The organism is Pseudomonas palleroniana (assembly GCF_003031675.1).
GTDB lineage: Bacteria > Pseudomonadota > Gammaproteobacteria > Pseudomonadales > Pseudomonadaceae > Aquipseudomonas > Aquipseudomonas palleroniana.
Genome location: NZ_PYWX01000019.1, coordinates 21863 through 37883, shown reverse-complemented (window position 1 = coordinate 37883; position 16021 = coordinate 21863). Strand labels below are relative to the sequence as shown.

At 59.6% G+C, this 16021-nt stretch carries 12 protein-coding genes; 5 read left to right on the top strand and 7 right to left on the bottom strand.

Features of this window, described 5'->3' with window-relative positions; all coding sequences use genetic code 11:
• Positions 1 to 39 precede the first annotated feature (39 nt).
• Positions 40 to 534 (bottom strand): hypothetical protein, encoded by a 495-nt coding sequence (locus C9383_RS27990; RefSeq protein WP_090370708.1) that lies wholly within the window; start codon positions 532 to 534, stop codon positions 40 to 42.
• A complete protein-coding gene (locus tag C9383_RS06575) occupies positions 531 to 2630 on the bottom strand; it encodes a hypothetical protein (protein WP_090370706.1) in 2100 nt (699 codons plus the stop codon). Before C9383_RS06575 ends, C9383_RS27990 begins: the two co-directional genes overlap by 4 nt.
• 231 nt (positions 2631 to 2861) lie before the next feature.
• Here C9383_RS06575 and C9383_RS06570 point away from each other — a divergent pair, with 231 nt between their 5' ends.
• Together C9383_RS06570 and C9383_RS06565 are read left to right on the top strand one after the other, a co-directional pair.
• Positions 2862 to 4685, top strand: coding sequence for a serine hydrolase domain-containing protein (locus C9383_RS06570; RefSeq protein ID WP_090372397.1), 1824 nt, complete (start codon positions 2862 to 2864; stop codon positions 4683 to 4685).
• Positions 4686 to 4703: 18 nt separating this feature from the next.
• Positions 4704 to 5495: a MipA/OmpV family protein gene (locus C9383_RS06565; protein WP_090370705.1), complete on the top strand. Its 792-nt coding sequence runs from the start codon at positions 4704 to 4706 to the stop codon at positions 5493 to 5495.
• Between the two features lie 55 nt (positions 5496 to 5550).
• Here C9383_RS06565 and C9383_RS06560 read toward each other — a convergent pair whose 3' ends face one another.
• Complete coding sequence (locus tag C9383_RS06560; protein WP_090370703.1) at positions 5551 to 6828, bottom strand: ATP-binding protein; 1278 nt, start codon at positions 6826 to 6828, stop codon at positions 5551 to 5553.
• The gene (locus C9383_RS06555; RefSeq protein WP_060752645.1) at positions 6829 to 7536 is read right to left on the bottom strand and encodes a winged helix-turn-helix domain-containing protein; all 708 of its coding nucleotides are present in this window, start codon (positions 7534 to 7536) and stop codon (positions 6829 to 6831) included. It abuts the gene before it with no gap.
• A 157-nt stretch (positions 7537 to 7693) separates the two neighbouring features.
• Between C9383_RS06555 and C9383_RS06550 the strand changes: the two genes are divergently transcribed.
• Entirely contained in the window at positions 7694 to 8893 is a 1200-nt protein-coding gene (locus tag C9383_RS06550) for an MFS transporter (RefSeq protein ID WP_090370701.1), read from the top strand.
• On the opposite strand, the gene C9383_RS06545 is transcribed toward C9383_RS06550, so the two are convergent.
• Positions 8849 to 9451 carry a MiaE family protein gene (locus tag C9383_RS06545; RefSeq protein ID WP_060752643.1) on the bottom strand — a complete coding sequence of 201 codons (603 nt, stop codon included), beginning with the start codon at positions 9449 to 9451 and terminating at the stop codon, positions 8849 to 8851. The two genes, C9383_RS06550 and C9383_RS06545, sit on opposite strands and share 45 nt — an antisense overlap.
• A 151-nt stretch (positions 9452 to 9602) precedes the next feature.
• On the opposite strand from C9383_RS06545, the gene C9383_RS06540 reads away from it, so the two are divergent.
• Positions 9603 to 10466, top strand: coding sequence for a universal stress protein (locus C9383_RS06540; RefSeq protein WP_090370699.1), 864 nt, complete (start codon positions 9603 to 9605; stop codon positions 10464 to 10466).
• A gap of 112 nt (positions 10467 to 10578) precedes the next feature.
• Here the strand turns inward: C9383_RS06540 and C9383_RS06535 are convergent, their stop codons facing one another.
• Positions 10579 to 11052, bottom strand: coding sequence for a DUF1289 domain-containing protein (locus C9383_RS06535; protein WP_090370697.1), 474 nt, complete (start codon positions 11050 to 11052; stop codon positions 10579 to 10581).
• Positions 11053 to 11450: 398 nt separating this feature from the next.
• Here C9383_RS06535 and acnB point away from each other — a divergent pair, with 398 nt between their 5' ends.
• Positions 11451 to 14060, top strand: a complete 2610-nt coding sequence (gene acnB, locus C9383_RS06530) for a bifunctional aconitate hydratase 2/2-methylisocitrate dehydratase (RefSeq protein WP_090370695.1) — start codon at positions 11451 to 11453, stop codon at positions 14058 to 14060.
• 236 nt (positions 14061 to 14296) lie between these two features.
• On the opposite strand, the gene C9383_RS06525 is transcribed toward acnB, so the two are convergent.
• Positions 14297 to 15946 (bottom strand): SulP family inorganic anion transporter, encoded by a 1650-nt coding sequence (locus C9383_RS06525; RefSeq protein ID WP_090370694.1) that lies wholly within the window; start codon positions 15944 to 15946, stop codon positions 14297 to 14299.
• Between the last annotated feature and the right edge of the window lie 75 nt (positions 15947 to 16021).

Below are 16021 nucleotides of genomic sequence, written 5' to 3'. Positions count from 1 at the left end.
CAGTGAGTTTTTAAAACCATACCAAACTAACAAGAACTCTCAATAAGGCGGAAACAGAAAGTCATTACCCCTTACAAGATCATCTGGCACCTCGCGTATAGCTTCACTTATAAGCGCCGTCTCTCCAAAAGAGTTTTCGGTGCATACGCGCAACATAATTTCTTTGTCGTCTCTATAAGCTTCCAGGAACGCCTTAGCTCCGTACGTCTGCTGCGGCACACCAAAAACATAGGAATAAGGAGGCAACCTAAATCCAAAATATGTAGTGTAAGTAGCTTTATCCACCCATCGAGATAATACTCGTCGTTTCGAAAAGCCACTTACCAACTCCATGTTTTGCTCCTTGCCAATTCTATAAAAAACCAAAGTACTGTCCGCACTTGCACACAGAGACACCACCCTATTTTTCCCTTCATGCAAATGACACGACGCGATCATTTTTTCACTAGGCTTACAGAGGCTACTTTCGGACCCAAAAACACTCTGATTAGAAAATATTAATAGCTGCCCTATAAAAAACAGGGTCATCTTCATTTCAGTGCGCCTTCAGCAATTCTGTAGGCTGCTTTCCTTTCATCAAGTCCCATCGTCCCACCATTTACAGCTTTAGTAACTCTTACGACATCTGAATAACCACCAGACTGCACCTGTTTAAAAATATTGAGATCAATCCAGAACCATATTGCACTCCTTATGGCCGTAGGCATTTCATTAATCAGCTCTGGTTGCCCGACTGTATCTGGCACTACACCCTTCCAGTATCTTGAGTAACCAGCCTTGAAACCCTTGTATTTTTCATAGCCCGTAAGTTGTAACAAACCCCTCCCCCTGAAATTATACCCATCTGCAGGATGAGACCTTCGATTTCCATTTAAGCGCAAAAAATGCTTCACCCCAATTTCGTGTTGATTCGCTCTACGAATAATCCGTCCATTCGAATCCTTCAAATATCCATCCTGTTCCGCTTCCAAAGGATGCGCTCGATAGTAAACACTGAACGACTTAAGTACCTCCGGGGAGAATTCCCAACTTTCGGTCACTGCTTTCATAGACGCCCCCACCTCGCCCTTGATCTGGGCGAAAAAGTGCCGTTGCCTAAGCCGGGTGTCCAACTTGAACTCGACTAATCGCCCGTTTATTTCATTGAGTACTACCTCAATATCGGCATCGTCGGCCAAGGGAAATATTTGCTTTAGTTGTGCCGAAGTAATTGCCAATGGATTAGCCGCGCAGAACTGCCCCACCAACCCCACCGGATGAAAGTGAAACACCGCCCCATTCGCAGGCAGGCCAAGCTTCGGCGCCACCTCTTCCCACCAACACAGCGCATTGATCCGTTGTTTCTCCGCCAACCAGTTCAAGTGCGGTGTTGCGCCACTGTGGCCTAGCAACTCGTCTAACCCATCCCACTTGTTCGGCTGGGACCATTCGCTTTCGGTATGAATGATCAACCGTGAAATCGACTGTGCGTGAGCCGGCCGGCGAATGGCCGCCTGCAACTCGGCAGCGGTGATCCTTCCATCGCGGTTGCGGTCGATGATGTCGTAGAGACGGCTTTTTATGCGGCTTTTGTTGCCCTCGTCCGCCACGCGAGCAAACCGCGCAAGTTGAGCCTCGCTGAACCGCCCCAGGTCACGCCAAAGCGCGGCAAGCGTGCCAAGGGAAGAGTCGAGGCTGTAGACAATGGAGTAGCCCTCCCACGACCACGGACTGACCCAGGGGGTAATCCCCACGTCTTCGCAGACCCAGCCATCAAGCGGATGGTTGTCGGCATCCATGAGCAACCCATCCAGGCGATACCATGTGCATTTCTTACCCAGGGCGCTGCTGATTTTGCTCTCGGGCGGCAAGCTGTCGAGCAACACTTTGGGCAGTAGCAAGTCAGCACCACTGGCCGCGCCGGCAGTGCCGGGAACGGGGCATTGTGCAACGCCAAAGCCCTCTTGATGGGGGACGACGACAGTGCCTGCCACCAGCTTGAGCCAAGTCTGTTCGTCGGCAGGCAACTGTTGCGCCCAAGCCCGGCTGGCGTCGATAAAGCCTTCGACGTCATCACCACTGAACACTTCCAGATGCAGTTTGCTTTCCGGGCGCTTTGTATCCGCGCAGTGATACAACCCGATGTGCCCGACCAGATCGGCGGCCTTGATTGCGACGGGCGCTTGCAGCACAACAGCGCCATCTGTTGCCTCTTCAGGCCAGAAGGCGGGTCGAGCGTGCGTTGAGCCGTCGCGATAGAACATTCCCTCCTGCAGGTGCATATACAAGCTGTAGAAGGTCAGTCTGGGAGGCGTCTGTGATTGACCTGCGATGGTCGGCGGCGCAAGACGATGGCGCACCAGTACAAAGTTGCGCGAGAACGGTTTCGCCACGCACTGGTCGTCGTCCACGTAAGTAGTGATGGGTGAATGCTCATCGATGCGGTAAGCCACGACCTCACCGTCTGCCACACAGTAGACCGCCGACTGATCCAGCAGGGCTGCGGTGCCGCTGTCAAAATGCACGCCGCCATGCCACAGGGCATTGCGTCCCAAGGGGTAATAACCCGCGCCAGCATGGGCCAATTGGGTCAACTGCGACAACGGGTGGCTTTGATCCTTGAACGGGTGGCTCCAGCGTGTAGCGTCCATGGCGGGTGTCGCTCCTGATTTCACAAGAGCACTGAGATTAAAGTCTGAATATCCTCTGGAAATGCCGGAAAACTTCCCTTTTTCAGCAAGGGGCTTCCCTGATTCTGCCTTGAGATTTCCTGGTGCCTAATCTTTAACAGTCTTTGACAGTTTCTCGACAAAGCTGTCAAAGATTATCGGCCGCCACCGCCCTAGCATTTGAGCATCCAAACCACCATTCGGGTGTTCTTCATGTTTCGCACATTGCGCAGTATTCCTTTGCTGGGTTGCCTGCTGAGCAGTATCGGTTGCCATGGGCAACCCCCTGCTCCGCCGCCGATTCAAAAGGGTGATTACGGTGCAATCATCCGTTACCTGCAAACCCGAATTCCCCAGGACATGGCCCGGGATAACGTGGCGGGATTGTCGATTGCGTTGGTCAATGGCCAGGAATTGCTCTGGACCCGTGGCTTCGGCATGGCGGACAAGGCGCGCGGCGTACCGGTTACACGTAACACGGCGTTTCGCGCCGGGGGCATTTCCAAACTGCTGACCACCACGGCGGCGTTGCAATTGGTGGAGCAGCAGCGTCTGGCGCTGGATGCGCCGATCCAGCAAACCCTGCGCGAGTTTTACGTGCGTTCGCGTTTTCATGCCGACCAGACTGCGGCTGACCGCGATATCACCTTGCGTCGCTTGCTCAGCCACCAGTCCGGCCTGCCCAGCGAGCACCTGCGCGACCTGCGCAGCACCTATGCGATGGGCCAGATGCCCATGCGTGTGTCGGGTGTGTGGCTGAGCAGCCCGCCGGGCTCTCAGGTGGCCTATTCCAACCTCGGCTACGCCTTGGTCGGCGCGGCCATTGAGCGCAGCACCGGCAAAAGCTTCGAGGCTCAGCTACAAAGCAGCCTGCTCAAGCCGTTGGCGATGGACCAGTCCAGCTTCGTCGGTACCGGCGCACAGCTGGGTTATCGCGCCATGGGCTACGAAGACGGCCAGGCCAGCACCGATGCACAGGTGCGTGACCTCGCGGCCACCGGGCTGTGGGCCAGCCCGAAAGACCTCAGCCACTACGTGCAGATGCTGTTCGCCCAAGGCACCTATAAAGGCAGACAAGTGCTGAGTAACGCGTCCATCGAGGCGATGTTCACCCAGCAAAACACCGGCAACGCCCTGGACTTCGATTGCCAGATGGGCCTGGGCTGGTTTCTGGCGCCTTGTGGGGATGAGCCGGTCGGCCCCGGCATTCGGACCTATCAGCACAGCGGCGGTGGCGATGATTTTGCCGCCCAATTGAGCGTGCTGCCTGATCAGCAGTTGGCGGTGATCATCATGGCCAATGACAGCAATGCCGAGGACATGGTGGTGTCGCTGTCCACCGACGCGCTGCGCTTGATGCTCCAGGCACAAACCGGCACGCCAGTGTGCAGCGGCGACTGCCAGCCCCCCAGCCACGGGTTGAAGCTGCGCCAGGTGCCGGCGGCCGTGGACCGTAAACGCCTGGCCGGGTTTTATGCTACGGCCTGGGGCGTACTGCGCCTCAAGGACGATAAAAATCGGCTGTCCGGCGAACTGGCCGGTTTTGACTTTGAATTGGTGCGTGACGAGCACGGCTGGTTGCGCGCACAGAAAAAAGTCCTCGGGTTCTGGCTCAAGGATCTCGGCGAATTGGGCCGCGTGCAGCTGGATGTGGTGACCGTACAAGGCCGCCAGATGCTCACTGCCCGCAGCCATGGCCAACGCATCGCCATCGGTGAGCGCGTCGACCCGCCGCCGCTGCCCCTGGCCTGGGCCGACACCATCGGCACCTATCACGTGCTCAACACCCATGAGCCGAACGCGCCGCTGAGCGGCATCAGCGTACGCCTGGAAGAAGGTTTCCTGGTATTGCGCGGCCAACTGCATGGCGAGCCGCTGACCGACTACATCCTATTGCCCGTCGACAATGCCCACGCGGTACTGGCCGGTAATGGCTATGGCCTGGGCGACACCGTCAGCCGTCAGGTCAATGGCCTCAGCGCTTCGGGTTACTCCTTCAAACGCACCCAAGCACCACACAAACCTCTGAATCTCTAACCAAGGAAGAACGCCTCAATGCGCTCGAATCACCTTTGCCTGTCCCTCACCTCGGTATGCCTGTTCGCCGCCGCCGACAGCGCCATTGCCGAAGACTGGCAATACAGCCTCAAGCTCGGCGTCAGCAACGCGCCCCGCTACAGCGGGAGTGACGAACGCCGGACCGGGCCGGAACTGGGCGGCAAAATTGTCAGTCCCTGGGGGATTTTCCTCGACACAGGCAAGGGCCTGGGATGGCGCTACGAAGGCGACGCGGCAAGCTTCAGCGCGTATGTCGGTGCCAGCGGTTCACGCAAGGATAAAAATGAAACCCTGCATGCCGGCTCCAAACGCCTCAAAGGCATGGGCGAGATCAAGTCACGCCCGCAACTGGGGGTGAGCGCCAGCTATAAACTCGGCGGCGTGATTGTCGGCGCGACGCTGGAACACGCCCTCAAGGAAAATGACCACAAGGATACCGGCAAGGCCTTCACCCACCTGGAGTTGAGCCTGGGCACCAATCTCTACAGAGGCCGCTTTGGCTCCGTCGACGCCACCCTGAGCAGCCATTTTGGTGACCGTAACTACCTGCAGACCTGGTACGGCGTGACCACGGGTCAGGCGGCGCAAAGCCGCTTCAAGGAATACAAGGCCGGAGCCGGCAACATCAGCAATGGCATGAACCTGGCGTGGAGCCTGCCGATCAGCGAAAACACCCGGTTCTCGACCTTGCTGGACGTGCAGTACCTGGCGGATGAGGCGGGCAAGAGCCCGATTGTGGAGCGACGGTTGCAGACGTCGGTGATGGGGATGGTGGAATACACCTTCTGATCCGACCATACAATTAGAACGCAGGAGCGAGCTTGCTCGCTCCTACTAGAGACTGCTACTCGGCATACGCCCACGTCATCCGAAACGACGCCCCGCCCCACTCCGAGTCCAGCACTTCGACCTGGCCGCCATGCCATTGGCTGACCCGCTGCACCAACGCCAGGCCCAGGCCGAAGCCACCGGTGCGGCGGTCGCGGCTGGAATCCAGGCGCATGAAGGGTTCGAAGATCTTCGCCCGGCCCTCCAGCGGTACGCCGGGCCCGTCATCGCTGACCCGCACTTCGTAACCCGTGCCGAACTTGACCAGCGACACCTCCACGCGGCGCTCGGCATAACGGATGGCGTTGCGCAGCAGGTTGATCACCGCCCGCGCCATGAAGCGCGGTTCGATCTGGATAAAGTCGACTTCACAGGTACGCAACGACAGCTGCACACCGGCCGCTTCCGCTTCGAGGGCCACGCTGCCGATGACACTGTCGAGCCAGCTATGGGCCTCGATGCTTTCCCGGGTGACCTGCGTAGCGCCACGCTCCAGGCTGGCGTAGGTGAGCAATTCGGAGACCATCTCCTCCAACTCGCCCAGGTCGGCGTACATGTCATTGATCAACTCACGGCTCTGGCGCGGGTCGGCCTGTTGCTTGAGTTGATCCAGCTCGAACGATAAACGCGCAATCGGTGTACGCAACTCGTGGGACACGGCGTTGGTCAGTTCGCGCTGGTTGGCGATCAGGCTTTCGATACGCTCAGCCATCTGGTTGAAGTGCCCGGCCAGTTCGCGCACGGTGGACCGGCGCGGCAGCAGGATGCGCGAGCCGAGGTCATTGTCGCCAAAGCGTTGCGCGGCCAAGCGGATGTGCTCAAGGTCGCGCCAGTGCGGGCGTACCCAGAAATACAGGACCAGGGCCAGACTGACGCCGAGGAAACCGTAGGCCCACAAGTACAGCCACTTGGGCTCTTCCGGCAACTTGATCTCCAGCAGTTGCGGGCCACCATCAATGCTGGTGATGAACTCCATGAAGTCGCCGCGTACCACAAGCTGACCACCGCTGAGCAGCTGTTGTTCACGCTCGTTCAACGCCAATGCATCGTGCTGGACCAGCCTCAGACGCAAGCCGTAATGCGGTTGCAGCTCGGCCAGCCGAGCTTCGCGCGCTGGCCCTTGCACCACCCGCAGTTGTTCTACCAATGCATAAGCCGGGCCGCGCAAAGCTTCGCGGTTATAGACTTCGTTAGCTTCCGGCAATAATTCGTCGAAGGTGTAGTTGACCAGCCAGATCGCCCCCGCCAGACCCAGCGCCAGGATCACATACAGGCGCAGAAACAGCCGCAGCATCTAAACCTCCCACGCGAAAGGGTTGAACAGGTAGCCTTTGCCCCAGATGGTCTTGATGCACACCGGTTCACGGGGGTTATCGTTGAGTTTGCTGCGTAATTTACTGATGTAGACGTCGACGCTGCGGTTGAGGCCGTCGAAGGCAATACCGCGCATGCGGTTGAGGATGTCATCGCGCGAGAGAATCTTTCCCGAATTGCTGGCCAGCAACCACAGCAATTCGAACTCCATGGTCGTCAGGTCGATGGTTTCCCCTCCCAGGCTGACCACCCGGCAACTGCGGTCAATCGACAGGTGGCCGAATTCGAGGGAGCCGCGAACGGTGGGCTCGGGCACTTGCCGGCGTTGCAGGGCACGCAGGCGTGCGAGCAAAACCGGCGGCTTGATCGGCTTGATCACATAGTCATCAGCGCCGGACTCCAGACCCAGGATGTGGTCCAGGTCATCTTCCTTGGCGGTGAGGATCACGATCGGCGTGTCAGACACGTTACGAATCTCACGACACACATGCAGGCCGCTCTGGCCCGGCAGCATCAGGTCGAGCACGACGATCTTCGGCTTGAAGTCCAGGAACGCCGCCAGGGCTTTGTCGCCCCGGTGCACCACCCGCACCTCGAAACCGTGCTGCGCCAGAAAATGCGCAATCAGCCCCGCCAGTTTTTCATCGTCCTCAACGAGCAGAACTTTGCCCAGCCCCAGGTTTTCCATAAATTCTCAGTGTACAAACGCCGATTGAAGTGCAGCCATTATAGGTGGCAAGCTGTTTGACTGAAGCATCTGGCCATGACGCCCCAACGAAGCTTCATGCTTTTAAGAGTTTTTAACAAATAGCCTGCAATCTTTAACGCCATTCACAGGGAGTTGTATGCGCAAGGATTACCTGGCGTTCTTCGTTTCGCTGTTCCTGTCGCGGCTGGCAGACCAGATTCTATTGTTCATCGTGCCCTTGATCGTATTTCAGACCACCCAGAGCGTGGCCTGGGCGGGCTTTGCATTTTTTGTCGAGTCATTGCCGCGTTACCTGGCCTTCCCGGTGTGCGGTGCCCTGTGCGACAAGTTCCCTGCCGTGCGCATCCTGCATATCAGCCAGGTCTACCGGGCGCTGGCCTGTGCCGTCACAGTAGGACTGTACGCGTTATTCGACGGTATCTACTGGATCGTGCTGCTGTCGGCGTTGTGCGGGGTATTGACCACCCAGGGCATCATGGCGCGGGAGGTGCTGATGCCGCATATTTTCAAACACTACACCTACGCCAAGACCCTCTCCTACTCACAGATCGCCGACCAGAGCGGCCTGGTGCTGGGCCCATTGGCGGCCGCGCTGCTCCTGGAAATCTGGGCCTGGCATTGGGTAGTGCTGGGGGTTGCCGGGTTGTTCTGGCTGGCGGACCTGGCCATGCGGATCTGGCGGCGCACCAGCGCGGTAGACCTGCAAACCTTCGAGCAACATCCGGATATCTGGCTGCAACCGTTGCGCATCGCGTTCGGGCATATCCGCAACCGAGTGGAGTTAAGGCGGGTCATTACCCTGGCGGTGGGCGTGAACCTGATCATCGGCGTGACGCTCGCCACCTCGGCGGCGCTGGTCACCGGCCAGTTCGCCGCCGGCAAGGATGCGTATGCGTTGCTGCAAGCATTGGGAGCGTTGGTGACGATCGGCATTCTGTTTTACCTGGCGCGGGCCGACCTGCCATTGAGGGTACTGGGCGGTCTGTCGTATTCGATGATCGGCATCGGGGCGCTGATCATGGCCGTCAGCCCAAGCGTATGGCTGTACGCCGTGGGCTTTCTGCTGGTCACCGGTTTCGACAAGATGTTCAACGTCTACCTGCGCAGCACCCGTCAGCGGGTCATTCCGGTCCAGGATTTCGGCAAGACAGTCGGCGTGATCACACTGCTCAACAATCTGGCGCAACCCTTGGCAGGCCTGGCGATTGCGCTGCTGGCCGCGCCCTGGGGCACGCAAACGGTGATCCTGCTGTTGGCGGGCGTCGCCGCGCTGATCGGCACGGCGGTCGCTTCAGGCTGGCACGCCACTGTGAAAGCGGAACTCGACGTCGGGTGACTCGATCAGTTCCTGCTCGGCCGCCCTCACCCGTTCGATCACCTGGGCGATATCCTTGGCGTCGCCATACTGGTACGCCAGCTTCAAGTAACCTTGAAAGTGCCGAGCTTCGCTTTTCAGCAAGCCGAAGTAGAACTTGCCGAGTTCTTCGTCCAAATGCGGCACCAGTGCTTCGAAACGCTCGCAACTGCGCGCTTCGATAAAGGCGCCGACCACCAGGGTGTCCACCAGTTTGACCGGCTCGTGGCTGCGCACCACTTTACGCAACGCCGAGGCATAACGGCCGGCGTGCAGTTGGCGCAGTTCGACCTTGCGCTTTTTCATCAGGCGCATGACTTGTTCGTGATGCACCAGCTCTTCGCGGGCCAGGCGCGACATCATATTGATCAAGTCCACATGGCCGTGGTACTTGGCGATCAGGCTCAAGGCGGTACTGGCGGCTTTGAACTCGCAGTTCTTGTGGTCGATCAGCAGGGTTTCCTGATCGGCCAATGCGGCCTGGACCCAGGCGTCGGGGGTGCGGCAGCCGAGGAATTCGTGGATTTCGGGCAGGTTCATCGGGCTCACGGGCAAAAGGATCACAAAAGGCCGCCGATTATACCGACCACGCCGCAGACCACCAGTCACGGGCCTTGATGTGTATCAACATGCCGCCTGACGGGCAGCAACTATAGTGGTTACATGCCCCCTCTTACTGGAGATCCCGATTATGCAAGCCATCCGCAGCATTTTGGTGGTCATCGAACCCGAACATTCGGAAAGCCTGGCCCTCAAGCGCGCCAAGCTGATCGCCGGGGTCACCGGCGCGCACCTGCACTTACTGGTGTGCGACAAGAAGCACGAGCACTCGGCGCTGCTGAGCCTGCTCAAATCCGGTTTGCAGGAAGACGGGTACAGCGTGACCACCGAGCAGGCGTGGAATGACAGCCTGCATGAAACCATCATCGACGTGCAGCAGGCCGAAGGCTGCGGCCTGGTGATCAAGCAACATTTCCCCGACAGCCCGCTGAAAAAGGCCTTGCTCACCCCGGCCGACTGGAAGCTGCTGCGTTATTGCCCGACGCCGGTGCTGCTGGTCAAGACTGCAACCCCGTGGGCCGGGCGGGTGATTCTGGCCGCCATCGACGTGGGCAATAACGACGGCGAGCATCGCGCCCTGCACGATACGATCATCGACCACGGCTTTGATATCGCCAGGCTGGCCAAGGCGCAGTTGCATGTGATCAGCGCCCATCCGTCGCCGATGTTGTCGGCGGCGGACCCGACATTCCAGCTCAAGGAAACCATCGAGGCGCGTTATCGCGAGCAATGCAAGGCGTTTCAGGCCGAGTTCGATGTGGACGACGCCCACCTGCATATCGAAGAAGGGCCGGCGGATGTGCTGATCCCCTTCGAGGCGCATAAGTTGCAAGCGGCGGTGACGATCATCGGCACCGTGGCGCGCACCGGGATTTCCGGAGCGCTGATCGGCAATACGGCGGAAGTGATACTCGACGCCGTGGAAAGCGATGTGCTGGTGCTCAAGCCCGGCACCCTGATGGATCAGTTGGAAGAACTGGCCAACAAAGCCTGACCTGCTCCTCCAGTCAATCAAGTGCAACGGTGGGAGGGGGCTTGCTCCCGATAGCGGTGGTTCAGTTACCTATGAGCTGACTGACCCGGCGCCATCGGGAGCAAGCCCCCTCTCACAGATGTAGTGACTCATCCCTCAGGAAATCCGGGGCGATGTAGCGCTGGTAGTGGGCTTCGGACAGGATGAAAAACTCACGATCAATGGCATCGCGCAGCTGCGGCAACGTCCAATCGCGGAATTCCGGCAGCAGCACCATGCCGTAAGCCTCCAGGTTGGAAATCACCCGCGCACCCCGGGCAATCAACTGGTAGGCCCAGCAATACTCGGACTGGTGCGGCACGAAGCGAATCTTGCGCCGCTCCAGTTGGCTGCGCAGCGTCTTGGGGTCGAACACTTCCAGCTTGCCGGCCATGACCTGCACCAGCAACTGCTCCAACCGCATCCAGACCGCACGTTTTGCCTCTTCGTCATAGCCATTCCACTGCACCACTTCATGGTGGAAGCGCTTGCAGCCACGGCACACGAGATCGCCGTAAACCGTGGAGCACAGGCCGACGCACGGGGTCTTGATGGTTGGATTGGACATGGGCAACGGCACCCGGCTCAGCGAAACAATGGGCCATGTTAGCCCTTTGTCTAAGGTTGATCACCCTGCAAACTTGGTCAGGCAACTTACCTTTAGATTTTTTTTGCCGTAGAATCATCCGGCCTTGTAAGGCGCCAATAATATCCGCTGGAAGCTGTTTTCAAAGCGTCACGAGCACAGTCGTTCCTTCAGAACGGTGTTGGCGCGTGTTATGACCCGCTAGGTCAAAGCCCGCGCCAACCCTCATCAGCTCCGTTCTGCAGGCGTAAAACTTTGAAAGCAGCTTCTGTGAGGAATGCCGGCAGCGCTGGCTTTGCGGCCCAAAAAGCCCCTGAGCGCATGCGTGCCGTTCATTTCTGGATGAGCGTCCCGTGGGACCACTGATGAGGGTAATAACTGTGCTTGAAGCCTACCGCAAACATATCGAAGAGCGCGCAGCACTGGGTATCGTTCCCCAGCCGCTTAACGCCGAACAAACCGCAGGCCTGGTCGAGCTGCTGAAAAATCCTCCGGCTGGCGAAGAAGAATTCCTCGTTGACCTGATCACCAACCGCATTCCACCAGGCGTTGACGAAGCTGCCTACGTCAAGGCCGGTTTCCTGTCTGCCCTGGCCAAGGGCGAAGCCACTTCCCCCCTGATCAGCAAGCAACGCGCCGTTGAACTGCTGGGCACCATGCAAGGCGGCTACAACATCGTGACCCTGGTCGAACTGCTGGACGATGCCAACCTGGCATCTGTCGCGGCCGACCAACTCAAGCACACCCTGCTGATGTTCGATGCGTTCCACGACGTGTCCGAAAAAGCCAAGAACGGCAACGTGCATGCCAAGGCCGTGATCCAGTCCTGGGCCGACGGCGAATGGTTCAAGAACCGTCCGACCCTGGCCGACAAGATCAGCCTGCGCGTGTTCAAGGTCACCGGCGAAACCAACACCGACGACCTGTCCCCTGCCCCGGATGCCTGGTCCCGCCCTGATATCCCGCTGCACGCCCTGGCCATGCTGAAAATGGCCCGCGAAGGCATCGTACCGGACGAGCAAGGCAAGACCGGCCCGATGAAGCAGATCGAAGAAATGCGCGGCCAAGGCTTCCCGATCGCCTACGTGGGCGACGTGGTCGGCACCGGTTCGTCGCGTAAATCGGCAACCAACTCCGTACTGTGGTTCTTCGGCGACGACGTGCCTTACGTACCGAACAAGCGTGCCGGCGGCTTCTGCTTCGGCAGCAAGATCGCCCCGATCTTCTACAACACCATGGAAGATGCTGGCGCATTGCCGATCGAGTTCGACGTGTCCAACCTGAACATGGGCGACGTGATCGACCTGTACCCGCATGCCGGCAAAGTCTGCAAGCACGGTACCGACGAAGTCCTGGCCACCTTCGAAATGAAGACCCCGGTGCTGCTGGACGAAGTCCGCGCCGGCGGCCGTATCCCGCTGATCATCGGTCGTGGCCTCACTGAAAAGGCCCGCGCTGAACTGGGCCTCGGCCCTACCGACCTGTTCAAGCTGCCTGAAGCCCCTGTCGACACCGGCAAAGGCTACACCCTGGCACAGAAGATGGTCGGCAAGGCTTGCGGCCTGCCGGAAGGCAAAGGCGTTCGTCCAGGCACCTATTGCGAGCCGAAGATGACCACCGTGGGTTCCCAGGACACCACCGGTCCAATGACCCGTGACGAACTCAAAGACCTGGCGTGCCTGGGCTTCTCGACCGATCTGGTGATGCAGTCCTTCTGCCACACCGCGGCCTATCCAAAGCCGATCGACGTGACCACCCACCACACCCTGCCTGACTTCATCATGACCCGTGGCGGCGTATCGCTGCGCCCTGGCGACGGCATCATCCACAGCTGGCTGAACCGCATGCTGCTGCCGGATACCGTCGGTACCGGTGGTGACTCCCACACCCGCTTCCCGATGGGCATCTCGTTCCCGGCCGGTTCCGGCCTGGTGGCGTTCGCCGCCGCCACCGGCGTCATGCCGCTGGACATGCCGGAATCGGTCCTGGTGCGCTTCAAAGGCAAAATGAAACCTGGCATCACCCTGCGTGACCTGGTTCATGCCATTCCGTACTACGCCATCCAGTCCGGCCTGCTGACCGTCGAGAAAAAAGGCAAGAAGAACGCCTTCTCCGGCCGCATCCTGGAGATCGAAGGCCTGAACGACCTGACGCTGGAACAGGCTTTCGAACTGTCCGACGCCTCGGCCGAACGTTCGGCTGCCGGTTGCACCATCAAGCTGTCCAAAGAGTCCATCACCGAGTACCTGAACTCCAACATCACCCTGCTGCGCTGGATGATCGGCGAAGGCTACGGCGATGCACGCACCCTGGAACGTCGCGCCCAAGCGATGGAAGCCTGGGTCGCCAACCCTGAACTGATGGAAGCCGATGCCGACGCGGAATACGCCGAAGTCATCGAGATCGACCTGAACGACATCAACGAGCCTATCCTCTGTGCACCGAACGACCCGGACGATGCCCGTCTGCTGTCGAGCGTTGCCGGCGAGAAGATCGACGAAGTGTTCATCGGTTCGTGCATGACCAACATCGGTCACTTCCGCGCTGCCGGTAAGCTGCTGGAACAGGTCAAGGGTCAGCTGCCAACCCGTCTGTGGCTGTCGCCGCCGACCAAGATGGACGCTCACCAACTGACCGAAGAAGGCTACTACGGCATCTACGGCAAGGCTGGCGCACGCATGGAAATGCCAGGCTGCTCGCTGTGCATGGGTAACCAGGCACGCGTAGAGCCGAACTCGACCGTGGTGTCGACCTCGACCCGTAACTTCCCGAACCGTCTGGGTGACGGCGCGAACGTCTACCTGGCTTCGGCCGAGCTGGCGGCAGTGGCTTCTACCCTGGGTCGCCTGCCGACCGTCGAAGAGTACATGGGCTACGCAGCGAAACTGGACACCATGGCCAGTGACGTATATCGCTACCTGAACTTCGACCAGATCGCCGAGTTCCGCAAGATCGCAGCAAGCGCCAACATTCCGGTAGTTCAAGCTTAACGGTATGTTGATGTAAAGGACGCCGCGCATCGCAAGATACGCGGCGTTTTTTTATGCCCGGAATACAGAAATTATGGGGGCTTTCCCCAATACCTGTCAGTTAAGACTTGACGCTATCACTGTGGGAGGGGCGGTGCGACGATTCGACTTGCTCCCGATGGACTGCGTAGCAGGCCCATTTTTGAGGCCGCTGCGCGGCCTATCGGGAGCAAGCCCCCTCCCACATCATGTCTGCGTCAGGCGTTACTCATCTCAAGCGCCAATTGCACCGCGCCATCGACACTCAAGCCACTGAGCCGCACCTGCGGTGCCACCGCTTCAGGCAACCCCTGCAAGACCTCGCGGGCATCATGTCGCACGCGGGCCAACACCAGGCGCTTGTCCTGCGCATGGACCTGGGCAAAAAATGCCGCCAGCGCTTCGATGCTGGTGCCGTCAAGGTCCGGCGATTCCTCCAGGCTCAACACCATCGCCTCGACCGGCGACTGCCGCATCAGGCGCAAGGCCGCGCCAAGGATGCGCTCGACATTCGCAAAAAACAGGGCTTCGCTGGGCCGTACGATCAGTACCCCCGGTACAGCCGAAGCATCCGCATGGTGCTGACGGTCGACAAAGTCATGGCTGTCACCCAGGCGCCCCAGTACCTGGATATCGGCTGACGACATCTGGCGCAGCATCAACATCACACTGATTGCGACCGCGAGCAGCAAACCATCCAGCACCCCCAATACCAGCACCGCCGCCACCGCACAGATCACCAGTAAACGATCGCGCCGCCAGAGGAAATACCGCCCCAGCGGCTGCAAACTCAAGCCGCGCCCCAGCGCATAGATAACGACAGCCGCCAGCACCGGCTCCGGCGTGAGCGCGACATAGGGCAGCACCGTCAGCACAATCAGCAATGTCACCAGCGCCGCGACGATCCCCGCCAAGCGTGAATAAGCGCCAGCCGCCTCATTGGCCGACGTCGCGGAGTACCCGGCACCGGCCGGCATGCCGTGGAACAGCCCGGAAACCAGGTTGGCCGCACCCAGCGCGAGCAGGTCGCGGTTGGACGACACACGGTCGCCATGCTTGAGCGCGAACGAACTGATAGAGCTGTAGGACTCGGCGTACAGGATCATCACCAGCGCAAACGCCAACTCGCCCAGGCGCAGCCAATCGGCAAACGGCAGCACTGGCAAATGCCCCAGCTCCAGGCGCAGGTCGATCATGCCGATCAGCGCCACGCCATGAGCCTGCAGGTCCAGATACTGCCCGGCAGCGATGCCCAGCACCACAACCACCAGCCCACCAGGCACGCGCGGCAAGTGCGCGCACAGCCACAGCACCAGCAACGCCAGAGCCGCCACCAGGGCCGCAGGCCAGTTCCAGCGCGGCAGTTGCTCCAGCAACTGCGGTAGAAAACGGATCAGGTTGTTATCGGTCAGGTGCACGCCCACCACACTGGCCAATTGCTTGAGGATGATGGTCAGCGCCAGGCCGAAGGCAAAGCCACGCAACACCGGCTTGGCGATGAAGGAGGTGACGCCGCCGAGCTTGAACAGGCCGGCCAACAGGAAAAACACCCCAGTGAGCAATACCAATCCGAAGGCCAGGGACAGCCTCAGGGCCGGGTCATCACCGGCCAGGCTGGCCGTTGCCGCCGCCAACACGGCCGCTGATGACGAGGTGGCCGAGACAATCGCAAAACGGCTGGTGCCGAACAGGCCGTAGCACACCAGCCCGGCAAACAAGGCAATCACCCCGGCCTGAGGCGGCAGTGCGGCAATGCTGGAATAGGCCACGGCCTCCGGCAGCAGCAAACCGGCAATGGATAATCCGGCCAGCAGGTCCTGGATACGGTTTGAGGGTACGGCGGCAGGTCCATCGGTTTCAGTCTTCAATCGGCCCAACCCATCCTGGCAAAAAGCGTGCGTAAGCTTAGCCCTCATTGCCGGGCCGTGGTTGAGCCGCGTCAG

Bases quoted from the DNA above. Each gene is read 5' to 3' on its own strand.
- C9383_RS27990 (WP_090370708.1), bottom strand. From the start codon at position 534: ATGAAGATGACCCTGTTTTTTATAGGGCAGCTATTAATATTTTCTAAT.
- C9383_RS06575 (WP_090370706.1), bottom strand. From the start codon at position 2,630: ATGGACGCTACACGCTGGAGCCACCCGTTCAAGGATCAAAGCCACCCG.
- C9383_RS06570 (WP_090372397.1), top strand. From the start codon at position 2,862: ATGTTTCGCACATTGCGCAGTATTCCTTTGCTGGGTTGCCTGCTGAGC.
- C9383_RS06565 (WP_090370705.1), top strand. From the start codon at position 4,704: ATGCGCTCGAATCACCTTTGCCTGTCCCTCACCTCGGTATGCCTGTTC.
- C9383_RS06560 (WP_090370703.1), bottom strand. From the start codon at position 6,828: ATGCTGCGGCTGTTTCTGCGCCTGTATGTGATCCTGGCGCTGGGTCTG.
- C9383_RS06555 (WP_060752645.1), bottom strand. From the start codon at position 7,536: ATGGAAAACCTGGGGCTGGGCAAAGTTCTGCTCGTTGAGGACGATGAA.
- C9383_RS06550 (WP_090370701.1), top strand. From the start codon at position 7,694: ATGCGCAAGGATTACCTGGCGTTCTTCGTTTCGCTGTTCCTGTCGCGG.
- C9383_RS06545 (WP_060752643.1), bottom strand. From the start codon at position 9,451: ATGAACCTGCCCGAAATCCACGAATTCCTCGGCTGCCGCACCCCCGAC.
- C9383_RS06540 (WP_090370699.1), top strand. From the start codon at position 9,603: ATGCAAGCCATCCGCAGCATTTTGGTGGTCATCGAACCCGAACATTCG.
- C9383_RS06535 (WP_090370697.1), bottom strand. From the start codon at position 11,052: ATGTCCAATCCAACCATCAAGACCCCGTGCGTCGGCCTGTGCTCCACG.